The 15,675-nt window shown below is 71.5% G+C and carries 16 protein-coding genes; 10 read left to right on the forward strand and 6 right to left on the reverse strand.

What is annotated here, in order from left to right:
* The coding region (locus ABD987_RS00005) for a universal stress protein (RefSeq protein WP_345385393.1) at nt 1–845 on the reverse strand (845 nt) is incomplete at its 3' end.
* A 290-nt stretch (nt 846–1,135) separates the two neighbouring features.
* Between ABD987_RS00005 and ABD987_RS00010 the strand changes: the two genes are divergently transcribed.
* A complete protein-coding gene (locus ABD987_RS00010; RefSeq protein ID WP_345385396.1) occupies nt 1,136–1,822 on the forward strand; it encodes a CBS domain-containing protein in 687 nt (228 codons plus the stop codon).
* Nucleotides 1,823–1,835: 13 nt separating this feature from the next.
* Nucleotides 1,836–2,423: a hypothetical protein gene (locus ABD987_RS00015; protein ID WP_345385398.1), complete on the forward strand. Its 588-nt coding sequence runs from the start codon at nt 1,836–1,838 to the stop codon at nt 2,421–2,423.
* A 51-nt stretch (nt 2,424–2,474) separates the two neighbouring features.
* On the opposite strand, the gene ABD987_RS00020 is transcribed toward ABD987_RS00015, so the two are convergent.
* Both ABD987_RS00020 and ABD987_RS00025 read right to left on the reverse strand, forming a co-directional pair.
* Complete coding sequence (locus ABD987_RS00020) at nt 2,475–3,572, reverse strand: acetate/propionate family kinase (protein WP_345385400.1); 1,098 nt, start codon at nt 3,570–3,572, stop codon at nt 2,475–2,477.
* On the reverse strand, nt 3,560–4,444 hold the full coding sequence (locus tag ABD987_RS00025; RefSeq protein ID WP_345385402.1) for a three-helix bundle dimerization domain-containing protein: 885 nt from the start codon (nt 4,442–4,444) through the stop codon (nt 3,560–3,562). The genes ABD987_RS00020 and ABD987_RS00025 overlap by 13 nt, the downstream gene beginning before the upstream one ends.
* Nucleotides 4,445–4,600: 156 nt before the next feature.
* Here ABD987_RS00025 and ABD987_RS00030 point away from each other — a divergent pair, with 156 nt between their 5' ends.
* The 4 genes from ABD987_RS00030 (at nt 4,601) to ABD987_RS00045 (ending at nt 8,049) form a co-directional block, all read left to right on the forward strand.
* Entirely contained in the window at nt 4,601–5,581 is a 981-nt protein-coding gene (locus ABD987_RS00030) for an AraC family transcriptional regulator (RefSeq protein WP_345385404.1), read from the forward strand.
* A 118-nt stretch (nt 5,582–5,699) separates the two neighbouring features.
* Nucleotides 5,700–7,157, forward strand: a complete 1,458-nt coding sequence (locus tag ABD987_RS00035) for a 4-hydroxyphenylacetate 3-hydroxylase family protein (protein ID WP_345385406.1) — start codon at nt 5,700–5,702, stop codon at nt 7,155–7,157.
* The gene (locus ABD987_RS00040) at nt 7,154–7,498 is read left to right on the forward strand and encodes a cupin domain-containing protein (RefSeq protein WP_345385408.1); all 345 of its coding nucleotides are present in this window, start codon (nt 7,154–7,156) and stop codon (nt 7,496–7,498) included. Before ABD987_RS00035 ends, ABD987_RS00040 begins: the two co-directional genes overlap by 4 nt.
* 23 nt (nt 7,499–7,521) lie before the next feature.
* On the forward strand, nt 7,522–8,049 hold the full coding sequence (locus ABD987_RS00045) for a flavin reductase family protein (protein ID WP_345385410.1): 528 nt from the start codon (nt 7,522–7,524) through the stop codon (nt 8,047–8,049).
* Between the two features lie 51 nt (nt 8,050–8,100).
* On the opposite strand, the gene ABD987_RS00050 is transcribed toward ABD987_RS00045, so the two are convergent.
* Nucleotides 8,101–9,165: an aldo/keto reductase gene (locus ABD987_RS00050; protein ID WP_345385412.1), complete on the reverse strand. Its 1,065-nt coding sequence runs from the start codon at nt 9,163–9,165 to the stop codon at nt 8,101–8,103.
* A gap of 118 nt (nt 9,166–9,283) precedes the next feature.
* On the opposite strand from ABD987_RS00050, the gene ABD987_RS00055 reads away from it, so the two are divergent.
* Entirely contained in the window at nt 9,284–10,117 is an 834-nt protein-coding gene (locus ABD987_RS00055) for a helix-turn-helix transcriptional regulator (protein ID WP_345385414.1), read from the forward strand.
* A 106-nt stretch (nt 10,118–10,223) separates the two neighbouring features.
* Here ABD987_RS00055 and ABD987_RS00060 read toward each other — a convergent pair whose 3' ends face one another.
* Both ABD987_RS00060 and ABD987_RS00065 read right to left on the reverse strand, forming a co-directional pair.
* Nucleotides 10,224–10,700: a (2Fe-2S)-binding protein gene (locus ABD987_RS00060; RefSeq protein ID WP_345385415.1), complete on the reverse strand. Its 477-nt coding sequence runs from the start codon at nt 10,698–10,700 to the stop codon at nt 10,224–10,226.
* 11 nt (nt 10,701–10,711) lie between these two features.
* The gene (locus ABD987_RS00065; RefSeq protein WP_345385417.1) at nt 10,712–13,063 is read right to left on the reverse strand and encodes a molybdopterin cofactor-binding domain-containing protein; all 2,352 of its coding nucleotides are present in this window, start codon (nt 13,061–13,063) and stop codon (nt 10,712–10,714) included.
* Nucleotides 13,064–13,247: 184 nt separating this feature from the next.
* On the opposite strand from ABD987_RS00065, the gene ABD987_RS00070 reads away from it, so the two are divergent.
* The 3 genes from ABD987_RS00070 (at nt 13,248) to ABD987_RS00080 (ending at nt 15,527) form a co-directional block, all read left to right on the forward strand.
* Nucleotides 13,248–13,874, forward strand: coding sequence for a VOC family protein (locus ABD987_RS00070; protein WP_345385419.1), 627 nt, complete (start codon nt 13,248–13,250; stop codon nt 13,872–13,874).
* A gap of 135 nt (nt 13,875–14,009) precedes the next feature.
* Nucleotides 14,010–14,591: a YdcF family protein gene (locus tag ABD987_RS00075; protein WP_345385421.1), complete on the forward strand. Its 582-nt coding sequence runs from the start codon at nt 14,010–14,012 to the stop codon at nt 14,589–14,591.
* Nucleotides 14,592–14,900: 309 nt separating this feature from the next.
* Complete coding sequence (locus ABD987_RS00080) at nt 14,901–15,527, forward strand: DUF4360 domain-containing protein (RefSeq protein WP_345385423.1); 627 nt, start codon at nt 14,901–14,903, stop codon at nt 15,525–15,527.
* The last annotated feature ends 148 nt before the right edge of the window (nt 15,528–15,675 follow it).

Here is a 15,675-nt window from a genome sequence, read left to right on the forward strand (position 1 = left end):
TGCTGCACCAGCGCCTGCCCGGTGGAGCCGAGCAGCATCCCGGTGAAGCCGCCACGCCCGTGGCTGCCGACCACCACCAGCCGGGCCCGCCCGGACAACTCCAGCAGCGCGTGCCGCGGCCGGTCGACCCGGAGGTCGCGGCGGATCTCGACGCCGGGGTACTTCTCCTGCCAGCCCGCAAGCCGCTCGGCCAGCAGCCGTTCCTCATCGTCCCGCAAGGATTCCCACTGCGGCAGCAGCCGGGCCGTGCCCCGCGTCGACTCGTAGACGACGTCACTCCATGCGTGCAACGCCACCAACGGCGCGCCCCGCAGCGACGCCTCCTCGAACGCCATCGCGACCGCCCGCTCACTCACCGGGCTGCCGTCGATCCCGACCACCACCGGTCCGTCCGAAGGCACCTCGCCGGTGCCGTCCCGGCCGCGGACCACCGCGACCGGGCAGGAGGCGTGTCCCACCAGCGCCGAGGTCGTCGACCCCAGCACCGTCGAGAGGAACTGACCGTATCCGGCACTCCCGACCACCAGCATCCGCGCGCCCCGGGACTGCTCGATCAGCAACGGCACCGGTGCCTCCGGCGAGGTACGCCCTTCGATCCGGAGCGAAGGGCTCACCGACCGCGCGATGACCTCCGCCTGCCGTACGAAGCCCTCGCTCGCGCGCCGCAGGTCGTTCAGCATGCTCTCGCCGAGCGGTGCGCCGCCGCCGTAGTACAACCCGGCGATGTTGACCGCGCTCACGATCCGCAGCACGTCACCCCGCGCCGCGGCCTCGCCCGCCGCCCACGCCACGGCCTGTTCCGCGCCGGGCGAACCATCGGTACCGACCAGGATGGTGTTGTTCATCGGGTACTCCCTCGTGTTCGGAAACGACCTCCGCGGCCACACCGGTTCCCTCCACCCTCGCCCGTGCCGGAGCGTCCGGGTCAGAGCCGAAGGTCCCGCCGGGTAACGCGAAGGTCATCGATGGCGTGCCCGGAACGAGAAAGCGGAACACGGGCAGGGCCACCGGCGTACCGAGGTCCCACGGATCGGGGACCAACGGCACCATTCCCGCCCGCCGCCCCGGTCCTAGCTTGGGCACATGGCCGACGCCGGGGCCGTCCGCTCCGGTGGCCGGCCGATCGGAGGAGATCATGCGCCAGACCGTTTCCGACGTCATGACGGCGAACCCGGTCACCGTGACACCACGGACGCCGTACAAGCACATCGCGCGGCTCCTCGCCGAGCGGAGGATCAGCGCGATCCCGGTCGTGGACGGCCACGGCCGCCCGGTCGGCGTCGTGTCCGAGGCCGACCTGATCGCCCGGCTCCGCACCGGCGAGGACACCCGACGCCCCGGGCCGATCGCGGGCGGACGCGCCCGGCGGGACTGGGACAGGGCACACGCGCTGTTCGCGAGGGACCTCATGACCAGGCCCGCGCGAACCGTCACGCCCGGCGAATCCGTCCACGCCACCGCGCTCCGCATGGCCCGCGCCGGGGTACGCAGGCTGTTCGTCGTCGACGAAGGGCGGCTCGTCGGCGTGGTGTCCCGGCGCGACCTGCTCGGCACGTTCTGCCGCCCGGACCGGGAGATCCACGCCGACATCGAACGCGACGTCCTCCAGCGCGCGCTCTGGATGGCACCGGGACAGGCCACCGTCACCGTCGAAGACGGTGTCGTGACCCTCGTCGGACGGCTCGACAGCCGCGGCGAGGCCGAGCGCGCGGGCCTGCTCTGCGCACGGGTGCCCGGCGTCCTCGGTGTCCGCAACCGGCTCGACTTCGTCTGGGACGACCGGGGCGGCACCCGGCTTCAATCGTCCACTGTAGACAGATGAGAAGGAGAAACCCATGTCCGTCAAGGGACACGACACGCACCTCGAGTCCGCGCGGGTCCCCGTCCAGCACGACGGCTCCGGTGCGCCCAACGGACTCCGCGCGCTGGCCGTACTGCGCGTCGCCACCGGCCTGCTGTTCCTGTGGGCCTTCCTCGACAAGACCTTCGGCTGGGGCTACGCCACCACCTCGGCGAACGCCTGGGTCGACGGCGGCTCCCCGACCAAGGGCTTCCTCGGCCACGTGAGCGTCGGCCCGCTCGCGGACACCCTGCGTTCGTGGGCCGGCGCCTGGTGGGCCGACTGGCTGTTCATGCTCGGCCTCGCCGCGATCGGCGTCGCCGTCACGCTCGGGATCGGGCTGCGGATCTCCGCCGCCACCGGCACGGTGCTGCTCCTGCTCATGTGGGTCGCGGAATGGCCACCGGCCCGCACCACCCTCGACGGCAGGCCGAGTATGTCGACCAACCCGGTCATCGACTACCACCTCGTCTACGCCCTCGTGCTGATCGCGCTCGCGCTGACACTGGCCGGGAACGTCTGGGGCCTGGGCAGGCGATGGGCCGAAATCCCCTTCGTACGGCGCAATCCCTGGCTTCGTTGAGCCACTCCGGAGCGTCGGTGGCACGGTCCGGAGACCGTGCCGCCGACGCCGTCACCCCGTTCCCGCGGCCGAAAGCACCCGTTCGGCGTCGCGGGCCAGTTCGAGGTCTTCCCGCGTCCGGACGATCAGCACGGCCACTCCCGCCCCGTCCGGGCTGACCACCCGGTCCCCCGCCCCGGCACAGCGAGCCGGATCGACCTCGACGCCGAGCGGCCCCGGTTTCCCGGCCAACGTGGCGACCAGGTCCGGCTGGTGCTCCGCGACACCCCCGGTGAACACGATCGCGTCCAGCTCCGGCAGGCTCATCGCCACCGCGCCGATCTCCCGCCGCAGCCGGTGCAGGTAGACCTCGAGCGCGAGTACCGCGTCCGGATCCCCCGCCGACGCGGCGGCCCGCACCTCCCGCAGATCCCCGCTGGTCCCGCTCATCCCGGCCAGCCCCGAGCGGCGATACAGCGCGTCGGCCAGCTCCGCGGGCGACATCGGCGCCGTCTCCAGGACGTGCAGGAGCAGACCCGGATCCACCGTGCCGGACCTGGTCGCCATCGCCGGACCCGCCAGCGGGGTGAACCCCATGCTCGTGTCCACGCTGCGGCCGCCGTCGATCGCGGTCACCGAAACCCCGGCCCCGAGATGGCAGCACAGCAGCCGCGCGGCATCCGGCCCGACGCCGAGCATCCCGGCGGCCCGGCGCGCGACGTACCGGCAGGACAGGCCGTGGAAGCCGTACCGGCGCAGGCGGCCCTGCCGGGTCCACTCCCGGGGCAACGGGTAGTGGGCGGCGGGCTCCGGCAGGTCGACGTGGAAGGACGTGTCGAAGCACGCGACCACCGGCGTCCCCGGGCGTTCCCGGAGTACGGCACGGGCCACCGCGATCGACTGCGGCTGGTGCAGCGGCGCGAGCGGGCCGAGCCGCCGCAAGGATTCGAGGAGTTCGTCGTCCAGGAGCGCGGGCCCGCGACGCGCACCGCCGTGCACGAATCGCACCGCGACCACGTCGGCGTCCGGCCAGCACCCCACCGCGTCGGCGACGATTCCGTCCACAGTGGACCCGGCCGTTTCCCAGGCGGCCCGGCCGACCGCCGCCCCGGCCGCGACCAGCGCCGCCTTCAAGCTCGACGAACCGGGGTTGAGGGTCAGTACCCGCATCGCGATCTCCCTGCTGCCCGGGTTTCGACGTGCTCGAGCAGTTGTTCGGTGCGGCGCACGGCGGCGGCGCGTTCACTCCCGTTGACGGCCAGTGCACGAACCACAGGATCGGCCGGGCCGCGGCGAGCGCGCAACTCGGCCAGCCGGTCGGCATAGGAGACCGGTTCGCCGTCCGGGCTGGTGGTCATGTCACAGAACCACAGCGCGTCACGCACCGCGCCGCGTTCGTCCGGGAACCGCGCGAGTTCGCCGGAAAGCCCAAGTAGATCCGCGACCGCCGCCGCACCGGTGTGGTGAGCCACCAGCGCACAAACACGATCCGGCACACCACTGGCACCAAGGAACCGCGCCCCGTCCACCGGATGAAACCCGGTGCGGACCAGAGCGGGGGCGTAGCCGATGTCGTGCAGCCACGCCGCGGCCACCAGCACCTCACGATCCGTTGACACGAAAAGGGTTCCGACCTCGCCCGCCCGCCGGGCGACGCCCTGGGTGTGGGCCCACCGGCGCGGCAGGTCGCCGGACAGCAGCCGATGCGCCACCACCCGCGCCCACTCCGGCATCGAGTAGGGCCGCGGCCCGTTCCCGGCGGCCGCCGGGCCCGACCGCCCGGCCGCGCCCGTGGTGAGGTCCAGGTGCGCGCGCACCGTCCGCTCGACCAGGATCGGCACGAACCTCCGGATCCGGGCGTGCGCGAACCGCGCTCGGGCGTACTCGACCATCCGGTGCACCAGCCCGGACGGCATCCGATCGTGCTCACGCGCCAGCCGCTGCTCCAGCTGCTGTATCCGCTCCTCGATCTGAGTGTCGTCCAGGTCGTCCACAGACGTGGGCCGCACGTCGCTCCCCTCCACCGTCGACTGATCGCTCACCCATCTCCGGTTACCCGTTCAGTGTCGAGACAGGCACACATGCCGGACAGGGCCGGAAGACCCCACCTCCCGTCGTGGTGCTTCCCCGCCCGGGAACCGCGCCGAGCCGGGCGCCCCGGCGTCTACACTCGCGGGGACCCCTACCCCGGAGTTCCGATGGGCACGACCGAACTCGCACGCAGCACCGTCGCGCACGGCGACGCGGTCCTGGCCGCGGCGCGCGACGCCGAGCAGGTGATCGAGGCGTGCACCGGGGCGCTGCGCCCGCACGAGCTGCGGCTGTCCAGGGGCGCCCGGCTGGCCGCGCGGCTCGCCCACGTCCCGGTCGGCGACCTGTCGGTCAACCGGCTCCGGTACGGCGCGAACGTCACGGTCTCCCCCGCGGTACCCGAGGAGGACAACTTCCTGCTGACCCTCCCGGTCGGCGGTGGGGCCGTCTACCGCTACGGCCGGACGGAGGTGCCGGTGTCCCCCGGGCACGGCGTCATCGTGGGGCCGTATCACGAGTTCGAGTTCGCCATCGACGCCGCGTTCGACCAGGTCGTCGTCCGGCTGGACCGGCGGCGGGTCGAATCGGTCGCCTCGGCGATGACCGGGACGGCCGGTCCCGTCCACTTCGAACTGGGTCTCGCCGACGCCGTCCGCGGGCTCGACGGGTTGCTGGAGTCGGTGGTGGACCTGGCCGGGCCGGGGCCGGTGTCCGCGCGGCCACGGCTGCTGTGGCAGCTCGAACAGGTGATCATCGAGTCGCTGCTGCTGTGCCAGCCGAGCAACCGCAGCGCGGCGCTGGGGCCGGAGCGGGAAAAGGCGCCGTCCGCGCGGGTCCGGCGGGCGATGGACCACATGCGGGACCGGCTCGCCGAGCCGATGAGCATCGCCGCCGTCGCGGCGGAGTGCGGTGTCGGCGTCCGGACCCTGCAGGAGTCCTTCCGGCGCGAGCTCGACACGTCACCCGCGCGGTGGCTCCGGGACCAGCGGCTGGAACGGGCCCACGCCCTGCTCCTCGGCGGCGGGGAGCACACCACCGTCACCGAGGTCGCCTACGCCTGCGGTTTCCTTCACCTCGGCGAATTCGGCGCCGCGTTCAAGGCACGCTACGGCGTCACGCCGTCGTCCCTGCTCACCCCGCGGCGCTGACCCGCCCGCGCGATTCCGACAACGGCGCCGCGCACATCCGATATCGCCGGGCCTTCCCGCGGACCGAAACTGACGGCCATCCGCCGGTTCGTACTCCGTGAAAGTAGGGAAGCCCCTGATGCGCACCAGTGCCGACTATCTGGCGAGCCTCGACGACGGCCGCACGGTCATCGTCGACGGCGAGCCCGTCGAGAACGTCGCCGCCCATCCGGCGTTCGCGCCGATCGCGACCACGATCGGCGAGCTGTTCGACATCGCCGCCGATCCGGCCTCGGACATGCTCCGCGCCGAACCCGGCGCCGACGCGGTGAACCGGCTGTTCACCACCCCGCGCAGCCGCGCGGACCTGACCGCGTTCCGCGAGGCGGCCACGACCTGGGCGCGGCACACGCACGGCTGGGTCGGCCGCAGTCCCGACCACGTCGGCGCGTTCTTCGCCGCGTTCGCCGCGCACCCCGAGGCCTTCGCGGGCGGCGAGCACGACTTCGCCGCGAACGTCGCCGCCTACCAGCGACGCATCGAGACCGAGGATCTCTACGTCTCCTACGCCATCATCCCGCCCCAGGTCTCCCGCGCCACCACCGCGCACGCGTGGGACGGCGAGCTGGTGCAGGTCGGTGTCGCCGAGGAACGCGCGGACGGGATCGTGGTGCGCGGCGCGCAGATGCTGGCCACCGGCGGCGCGGTCGCCGACGAGATCTTCGTGTCCTGCATCAAGCCGCTGGGCCCCGAGGACAGCGACTTCGCGCTCGGCTTCGCGGTCCCGGTCGCCGCGAAGGGACTCAAACTCTACTGCCGCCGCCCGTACGCGCCCGCCGCGACCAGCGCCTACGACTACCCGCTGACCACCCGCTTCGACGAGTCCGACGCGCTGCTGGTGTTCGACGACGTGTTCGTCCCGTGGGAGCGGGTGTTCGTCCACCGCGACGTCGCCGGGCTGCGCCGGCAGTTCTTCGACACCGGGGCGCACGTGCTGGGCAACTGGCAGGCACAGATCCGGTTCACCGTGAAGCTGCAGTTCCTCGCCGGGCTCGCCCGCAAGGTCGCCGCGGTCAACGGCGTGGACAAATTCCCCGGTGTGGTGGAGAAACTCGGCGAACTCGCCAGTCTCGCGTCACTCGTGGAGTCCGCGGTGCTGGCCGCCGAGTACACCGCCGTGCCCGACGAACAGGGCCTGTGGCGGCCCGGCGCCCGCGCGGTCTACGGCGCGATGGGACTGCAGGCCGAGCTCTACCCTCGGGTGCTGGCCATCCTGCGTGACCTCGTCGGCGGCGGCGTCCTGCAGGTGCCCTCCAGCGTGGCCGAGCTGACCAATCCGGCCACCCGGCCCGACATCGACCGGTACGTGCACAGCCCGAACGCGCCGGCCGGGGAACGGGTGAAGCTGTTCAAGCTCGCCTGGGACGCGGTCGGCAGCGAGTTCGCCGGGCGCCACCACCAGTACGAGTTGTTCTACGCGGGCGCGCCCTTCGTGGTGAAGGGATACGCCTTCCGCAACTACGGCTTCGACGAACCGCTCGCCGAAGTCGAGAAGTTCCTTGCCGGATACGACATCCCCGGAGTGGCCGACCGATGAGCAAGCCCGAACACGAGTTCTTCCCCGTCACCGGCGTCGCCTTCACCGTCTGTCCCGGCGACGACCCGAAGATCACCGAGCGGATCCTGGCCAGTGACCCGGAAACCGGGGTGGCGACCCGGATCCTGCGCTACGAGCCGGGCGCGGACTCCTCGCCGATGGGCGTGCAGGAGCACGACTTCTGGGAGGAGGTGTACATCCTGGAGGGGTCCTTCACCGACCTCACGCTCGGCGAAACGTTCAGCGCGGGCATGTACGCCTGCCGCCCGCCCGGCATGCCGCACGGTCCATGGCGCACCGACCAGGGCGTGGTCACCTTCGAGGTCCGCTACCCCGCCTGACGCCCGAACCCCCGGAGGACACCATGGTTTCCCCTTCCGCCGTTTCCGACGTCGGCCCGCCGGCCATGCGCCGCGCCATGGGCCGGTTCGCCACCGGCGTCGCGGTGGTGACCGCCACCGGCACCGACGGCACCCCGCACGGCATGACGGTCAACTCGCTGACCTCCGTGTCGCTGGACCCGCCGCTGCTGCTGGTGTGCCTGACCATCGGGGCGCGCAGCACCGACGCGGTCACCGGTACCGGACGGTTCGCGGTCAACATCCTTTCCGCCCGGCAGGAACACCTCGCGCTGCGGTTCGCGCGACGCGGCGAGGACCACTTCGCGGGCCTGCCCGTCACCACCGGGAGCCATGCGGTCCCGATCGTGCCGGACGCGCTGGCCCATCTGGACTGCGCGGTGGAGCGGCACTTCACCGCCGGGGACCACGTCGTGGTGTTCGGGCACGTGCGGCGGGTGTGCGAACGCGACGGCGAGCCGCTCGGCTTCTTCGGCGGGCGGTTCGGCGACCTCACCTGCCGAGGACACGAACCCGTGCACTGGTTCTGCTGAACGACGGGCCCGCACCGGAGGACACCGGTGCGGGCCCCCGGGGAGCGGCGCTCAGCGGCGGGTTTCGACTTTCAGCTCGCCGATGATCGCGGTACGCAGGTGGTCACCGGCGAGCAGGTCGTGCGGGTAGCCGAGGTCGATGGCGCTGGCCTCCTCGAGGCGGTCCAGCTGCTCGGCGGTGAACTCGACCTCCAGCGCGCCCAGATTCCCCACCAGCTGCTCCGGGGTGCGAGCGCCGATGACCGGTGCCGTCACGCCCGGGGTCCGCAGCGTCCAGGCCAGCGCGACCTGGGCGGGGGTGTGTCCCAGCTCCGCGGCGACCTCCCGTACGACGTCGGCGATGGCGAGGGTGCGTTCGGTGACCATGCCCAGGCCGGCGTTCCAGCTCTTGCGGCTGCTTTCCCCGGCGCCGGCGCTCGTCGCGGTCAGGTCGGCGCGGCTGTACTTGCCGGAAAGCACGCCGCCGCCCAGCGGGGAGAACGGGGTCACCCCCAGCCCCATCGCCCGCGCCATCGGGATCAGGTCACGTTCCCCGGCCCGGTTGATGAGGCTGTATTCGATCTGCAGCGCGACCAGCGGGGACCAGCCACGCAGATCGGCGATCGCCTGCATGCGCGAGACCTCCCAGGCGGGCGCGGTGGACATCGCCACGTACAGGACCTTGCCCTGGCGGACCAGATCGTCCAGGCCGCGCAGGATCTCCTCGACCGGTGTCGTGAAGTCCCACACGTGCAGGAAGAGCAGGTCGAGGTAGTCCGTGTCCAGCCGCCGCAGGCTGGTCTCCACCGACCCGAACAGGTTCTTGCGGTGCGCGCCCCCGGAGTTCGGGTCGCCGGGCCGGCGCAACGTCGTGTACTTCGTCGCCAGCACCAGGCTCTCGCGGCGATCGCGGGTGAATTCGCCCAGCATGCGCTCGGCGCTGCCGTTGGTGTAGGTGCTGGCGGTGTCGACGAAGTTGCCGCCGCGCTCGACGTAGCTGTCGAACAGCTTTCGGGCGTCGTCCTGCTCGGCGCCCCAGCCCCATTCGGTGCCGAAGGTCGCCGTCCCCAGTGCCAGCGGCGAGACCCGCAGCCCGGAGCGGCCCAGCAGCCGGTAGGTGTCGAGGGTGAGGGACATCGTGTTCTCCTGGTGCTCGTGATCCGTTGCCGGTCACCAGCCTGCGACCGCCGCGAGCCGGGGGTAAGGGAAGGAACTTCCTGGGAACACCGGTCCTACCCAGAATGTTGGACCTGTCATGACCACCGGCACCGTGGACACGACCCAGGAGCTGGCCGCGTTCCTGCGCAGCCGGCGCGAGCGTCTGGACCCCGGCGATTTCGGGCTGCTCTCGCACCGCCGGTCCCGGCGTACCCCCGGCCTGCGCCGCGAGGAGGTCGCCGAGCTGGCCGGGGTCAGCATCGACTACGTCGTGCGGCTGGAGCAGGCGCGCGGGCTGCGGCCCTCGGCGGAGGTGGTGGAGGCGCTGGCACGGGCGCTGCGGCTGGCCCCCGACGAACGCGCCTATCTCTTCGGCCTGGCCGGCCGGCGGCCAGGCGCCCCCGACAAGCCCGCCGACACCGCGGCGGAGCCGTTGGCCCGGCTGGTCGACGACCTGTCGCCACGGCCGGCCATGCTGCTGAACCACCGGTACGACATCCTGGCCTGGAACCCCGAAATGGCGAAGCTGCTGCTGGATTTCGGCACCCTGCCACCGGCACGGCGCAACGCGATGTGGCTGTGCCTGCTGCATCCGGAGATCCGCGAACGCTACGCCGACCGCGAACGCGTCCTGCGGGAGGGAGTCGCCCACCTGCGCGCCGCGTGGGCCGCGCATCCGGACGATCCGGCGCTGACCGAGCTCATCGCCGAGTTCGCCGCCGGGGACGAGGATTTCGCGCGGCTGTGGGCCGAGCGGGACGTCCAGGTGAACGGCCGAGGGCGCAAGGTGCTGCGGCATCCCGGCGTCGGCGTGCTCGCGGTGGAGTTCGAGGTGCTGGTGCCGCTTCAGGACGCGGACCAGCGGTTGCTGATCTACCGCGCCGCGGACGAGGAGAGCCAGTCCACTCTGGACAGACTGTTCGCGGGATGAGCCGAACCCCGTCGCTTTTCCCGCCGAGAGGGACTTCCTCGCGTCACGACCGGCGGGATTCGCCCGCTCGTGGCGCGGCGGGCCCGGCCGCGCCACGAGCGGGTCCCTACATCTTCGCCGCGCCCGCCTTGATCGCCTCGCGGATCCGCGAATAGGTCCCGCACCGGCAGACGTTGCGGATCTCGTCGAGGTCCGCGTCGGAGATCTCGCGTCCCTCGGCACGAACCTGCTTCACCTTGGCGACGGCCGCCATGATCTGGCCGGGCTGGCAGTAGCCGCACTGCGCCACGTCGTGCGTCAGCCACGCCTCCTGCATGGGGTGCAGGTCGGCGCCCACCGTGCCGGGAAGTCCCTCGATGGTGGTGATCTCGTCCCCGGCCTTGACGTCGGCGACCCGCACCGCGCACGGGTTGAACGCCTTGCCGTTGTAGTGCGAGGTGCAGGCCTTGCAGACGTTGATCCCGCAGCCGTATTTGGGCCCGCGCACGCCGAGGACGTCACGCAGGACCCACAGCAGGCGGACGTTGTCGTCGACGTCGACGGTGACCGGTTTCCCGTTGAGGACGAAGGTGTGCTTGCTCATCGGTGTGCTCCTCAGTAGGTCCGGTTCAGGCCGTCGGTCGGCGACGCGGGCACGGGCGGGACGAACGGCTTGACCTCGAAGCCGATCGGGTCGTCGTGGTTGATCGGGAACCGCTTCGGGACCTTCCCGGTGGCACGGGCGTACGCGCAGGCGACGGCCGCGACGGAGGGCGCGACCCCCGCCTCCCCGGCGCCACCCGGTTGCTCACCGGTCGAGGGCATCGCGATCGCGGTGAAGTCGGGCGGGATGTTCCACTGCCGGGTGTAGAAGTAGTTGTCCCAGCTGGCTTCGAGGAAGTGCCCGTCCTTGAGGTGCACGCTGCTGGTCAGCGCGAGCGCGAGGCCGTCGGCGAACCCGCCCATCAGCTGCGCCTCCAGACCGCGCGGGTTCAGCACCAGCCCGGCGTCGATGGCGATGACCGCCTTCGTCACCCGCGGCCCGGCCACCCCGTCGCGGATCTTCCGGTTCACCGTCTCCGGACGGCAGTCGATCTCGACGAGGCACGCGCTCGCGCCCTTGTACTCCTTGTGGATCGCGATGCCCTGCGCGGTGCCGGGGGCCATCTTCCGGCCCCAGCCGCCGACCTCGGCGACCTTGCGCAGCACCGCCTTCACCCGGTCGTTCTTCAGGAACTCCAGCCGGAACGCGAGCGGGTCCTTGCCGAGGGCCCCGGCCAGCATGTCCACCACGAGTTCGTTGGCGCAGGCCACGTCGGGCGAGTAGACGTTGCGCATCGAACCGGTGTTGAAGCGCTGGTCGGTCTCGGTGAGGGTCTGGGTGACGACGCCGAAGTCGTAGGGCAGTTCCTGACTCAGCGTGAACACGGTCTCGGCGACGCCGAGATTGCCCAGCCCGGTCGGCAGCTTGGTCGCGATCGAGGTGAACAGATCGCCGAGGCCGTGCCGGAACGAGGTCTCGACCGAGGTGTGCCGCTGTTCGAAGGTGAGCACGGTGCCGGCGAGGATGGTCGCGCGGATCCGCGACGTGGCCATCGGGTGCACCCTGCCCTGGCGCGGTTCGTCGGCCCGGTGCCACATCAGCCGGACCGGCTTGCCGAACGCCTTCGACGCCCGCGCGGCCTCGACGGCGTGGTCACCGAACAGTTTGTGCCCGAACGAACCGCCGCCGGTGACGACGTTGACCTTCACCTTGCCCACCGGCAGCCCGACCGCCGCGGCGACCTCGCCCTGGGCGACCACAGGCGACTTCAGCCCGGCCCAGATCTCCGCGCCGCCGGGACGGACGTCGGCCACCGCCGCGTAGGGTTCCAGCGCGGCGCTGGAGCGGAACATGAACTCGAAATCCGCGTCGACCTGCTTGGCCAGCAACGGCACGCGCGGCACGGCCAGCGGCAGTTCGGCCCGGCGCAGCCCGGCGAGGATCGACTCGTCGTCCTCGCCCTCGACGGTGCCTGGGTTCCAGTCGACCTCCAGGGCGCGCACCCCGTCGATGCACTGGCCGAAGGTCCGCGCGCGGACGGCGACGCCCGTCGGGATCATCGCGACGTCGGTGACGCCGGGCAGGGCCAGCACCGCCGCCCTGTTGCGGATCGCCTTCGGGGAGCCGTTCAGCGTCGGCGGACGGCAGATCATCGTGGGCAGCGCGCCGGGGACGTCGAGGTCCATGGCGAACTGTTTCCTGCCGGTGACGATGTCGTGCGCGTCCACCCGGTTCCGCGGTGTGCCGAGGACCCGGAACGCGCTGGCCGGCTTGAGCTGCTTCGGGTCCAGCGTGACCTGCTTGGTCTGGCTGCTCGCGGCCTTCGCGGCCAGCTCGCCGTAGGTCGCCGAGGCCCCGTTCGGCGCGGTGACGACGCCCGCCTTGGACTTCAGCAGGGTCACCGTCGAGCCGAGCAGGATCGCCGCCGCTTCGAGCAGCTGCTGCCGCGCGAGCGCCGCCGCCACCCGGATCGGCGTGAACGTCGAGACCGTGGTGTTGGACCCGCCGGTGAGCTGGTTGAACAGCAGCTCGGGCCGGGCCGGGGCCAGGGTGACCCGCACCTTCTCGACCGGCAGGTCCAGCTCCTCGGCGATGATCATCGCGGTGGAGGTGGTGATGCCCTGGCCGACCTCCATCCTCGGCAGCGCGAACGACGCCGTGCCGTCGGGGTTGACGGTGACGGTGATCAGCTGCGAGGTGGGCAGCGCCGCGTGGGTGAGCGCGTCGTTGAGGTCGTAGAGCTCGGACGGCTGGGGCGGGGACGGTACCGCGGCGGAGGCGGGAGTGCCGAGCCCCACGTCGGCGGCGACGACGAGGGTGCCCGCCGCGAGGACGTAACCGAAGAAACCGCGCCGGGAGACGCCCCTGCCCGCGGTGTCGGGGTCCGGGCCGCCGGACTCCGGGGCGGAGTGACTGAGGGTCACGCTGCTCCCCTTTCGAGATCGTGCCGCCGGTGGCGGGAAGCACACCTGCGCCGAATGTGCGAGACATCATGCACCCGGACGGCCGTATCCGCTGTTCAACTTCTGGACAGTGCCTCCCGGCGCCGCCAGGAACGATCAGGAATCGAGAAGCACCGGCGGCCGGGCCCGGCCTAGCGTTTCCGGCATGACCTCACTCGACACCATCACCCTCGAGGTGGCCGACCCCGCGGCCGCCGAACGCTTCTACACCACCGCCTTCGGGCTCGGCGCCCGGCTGCGGTTCCGGCCGTCTCCGGAACCGTCCACCGGCTTCCGCGGGTTCACGCTTTCGCTCGTCGTGCCCCGGCCCGCCGACGTCCACGCCCTGTTCGACGCCGCCGTCGAAGCCGGGGCCGAGGTGCTCAAGCCCGTCGCGAAGTCGATGTGGGGCCACGGCGGGGTCGTGCGGGCCCCGGACGGGACGATCTGGAAGATCGCGACCTCGGCGAAGAAGGACACCGGCCCCGCGACCCGCCGGATCGACGACGTCGTGCTGCTGCTCGGCGTCGCGGACGTGACCGCCAGCAAGAAGTTCTACCTCGACCGGGGCTTCGCCGTAGCGAAGAGCTTCGGCCGCATGTACGTCGAGTTCGAAGGCGGGGGCGGCTCGGTCAAACTGGCCCTGTACCGGCGCCGGGCGCTCGCCAAGGACGCCGGGGTCTCCCCCGAGGGCACCGGCTCGCACCGGATCGCGCTCGGCACCGCCGCCGGATCGTGCACCGACCCGGACGGGTTCGCCTGGGAAGCCATCCCGATGGCGGCGAGGTCCTGATGTGCCACCAGCATCTGCTGGCGGCCTGGGCCGGGGCGGCGGCGAGCGACCGGGACGCTCCGGCACCCGGCCACCGCCCCCGCTCGCCCGCCGGGCGGACCGGCGGTACCCGCGCGGTGGTTAAGGTGGCTCCTCGTGAAGACGGCCCTGACGAGCGCCTGTGCCCTGACCCTGCTGGTGCTGGGCTGGGGTGAAGCGGAGCACTGGCTGGCCTCGAAGCGCCGCCTCGGCACCGCTCCCCGCGACGGGCGGCGGGAAGCCGTCGTCGTGCTGGGGTATCGCAACCGGGGAAAGCGGATCAACGCGGTGAACCGGTGGCGGGTCCGCGCCGGAATACGCTCCCTCGGCGGCCCGGAGGCCGTTCTCGTCCTTTGTGGAGGGCAGGTGGGCGGCGCCCGGCCGGAAGCGGACCTGATGGCGGAGTACGCGCGTGTGCTCCACGGCTACCGCGGCCACCTGGCCGTCGAGACCGAGAGCCGGTCCACCTGGGAGAACGTCCGGAACGTCGTCCCGCTGATCGAGGACGCCGACCACATCAAGATCGTTTCGCATTCCCTGCACGCGGAGAAGGCGCGCGTGTACCTGTGGCGGCAGCGTCCCGACCTCGCGGCCCGGCTGGTCCGGGCCCGCGACTACCGCTTCGGGGAATGGCTGCCGGTCAAGCCCGCCCTCGCGGTGCTCGGCCGGTGGCGTCTCCGCCGGAGCACGGCGGGCTGATCGCGCGGAACCGCTTGCCGGACCGCCAAAAACGGGAACTCCGGAGCGGTCTGGACCACCTGTCCGCCCGAACGTCCGGCACACATCCGGGACGCTCCGGAAACAACACGAATAGATGGGACGAATTCCCCGAGACCAAGCGGAATTGCTCCGTTCGGCCGCAAGACCACGATCCCCGCACGGCCCGCCGCAAATAGCGCCCACCACTTTTCGCGGTCGCGTTACTCCGTTCAGTGGCCATGGAAATCCCCACGACCGCGCTACGATCGCTGGCGCGCGATAAGAGGATTATCCGCGGGAAGGAGTGTCATGCTCGGGATGCTGATCGCAGTCGGTCTGATCCTGTCCCCGCTCACCGCACCCGCCGTTTCCCCGGCGACACCGGTGCCGACCGAAAAGATCACCCTCGACATCAAGACGATCAATGGGTCCGGTTGTCCGGCCGGCACGGCCGACGCGAGCGCGGACGTCGCGTCCGACAACACGTCTTTCACCGTGCACTACAGAAACTTCAAGGCACGCGTCGGCGCCGACGCACCCGCCACGGACTTCCGGAAGAACTGCCAGATCAACGTGCTGGTCCACGTACCGCAGGGGTTCACCTACGCGGTCGCGAAGGTGGGCTATCGTGGCTTCGCACACCTGGAAAACGGTGCGAGCGCGCTGGAACAGGCGAACTACTACTTCAGCGGAACCTCGCCGACGGCACGGGTCGCCCACACCCTGACCGGTCCCTTCCACGGAACGTGGGAAATGACCGATTCGGCCGAAGCGCTCATCTACGCGCCCTGCGACGTGGAGCGCAACCTGAACATCAACGCCGAACTGCGCACGAACGCGGGCAGCTCGGCGCCGGAGGCGGGCAGCTTCATCGAAATGGACACCGAACACGCGAGTGTGGACACCATTTACCACTTCTCCTGGAAGAAGTGCTGAGTCACCGGATCGTTTTCCCACCCCGCAAGAATCACACCACGGAACAAGTGGAGAAACGACTCGTTCGTCGCTTTCGCCGCACCCGCGGTGAGACACCGGCGTGGTCCCGCTCCCCGGACCACGCCGGTGTCCCGTGTCATCCGGTGCC

Source organism: Amycolatopsis samaneae (genome assembly GCF_039541975.1).
Taxonomy (GTDB): Bacteria; Actinomycetota; Actinomycetes; order Mycobacteriales; family Pseudonocardiaceae; genus Amycolatopsis; species Amycolatopsis samaneae.

Coding starts and splice junctions, on each gene's coding strand:
- ABD987_RS00010 (WP_345385396.1), top strand. CDS start 1,136: ATGCGCCAGACCGTTTCCGACGTCATGACGGCGAACCCGGTCACCGTG.
- ABD987_RS00015 (WP_345385398.1), top strand. CDS start 1,836: ATGTCCGTCAAGGGACACGACACGCACCTCGAGTCCGCGCGGGTCCCC.
- ABD987_RS00020 (WP_345385400.1), bottom strand. CDS start 3,572: ATGCGGGTACTGACCCTCAACCCCGGTTCGTCGAGCTTGAAGGCGGCG.
- ABD987_RS00030 (WP_345385404.1), top strand. CDS start 4,601: ATGGGCACGACCGAACTCGCACGCAGCACCGTCGCGCACGGCGACGCG.
- ABD987_RS00035 (WP_345385406.1), top strand. CDS start 5,700: ATGCGCACCAGTGCCGACTATCTGGCGAGCCTCGACGACGGCCGCACG.
- ABD987_RS00040 (WP_345385408.1), top strand. CDS start 7,154: ATGAGCAAGCCCGAACACGAGTTCTTCCCCGTCACCGGCGTCGCCTTC.
- ABD987_RS00045 (WP_345385410.1), top strand. CDS start 7,522: ATGGTTTCCCCTTCCGCCGTTTCCGACGTCGGCCCGCCGGCCATGCGC.
- ABD987_RS00050 (WP_345385412.1), bottom strand. CDS start 9,165: ATGTCCCTCACCCTCGACACCTACCGGCTGCTGGGCCGCTCCGGGCTG.
- ABD987_RS00055 (WP_345385414.1), top strand. CDS start 9,284: ATGACCACCGGCACCGTGGACACGACCCAGGAGCTGGCCGCGTTCCTG.
- ABD987_RS00060 (WP_345385415.1), bottom strand. CDS start 10,700: ATGAGCAAGCACACCTTCGTCCTCAACGGGAAACCGGTCACCGTCGAC.
- ABD987_RS00070 (WP_345385419.1), top strand. CDS start 13,248: ATGACCTCACTCGACACCATCACCCTCGAGGTGGCCGACCCCGCGGCC.
- ABD987_RS00080 (WP_345385423.1), top strand. CDS start 14,901: ATGCTCGGGATGCTGATCGCAGTCGGTCTGATCCTGTCCCCGCTCACC.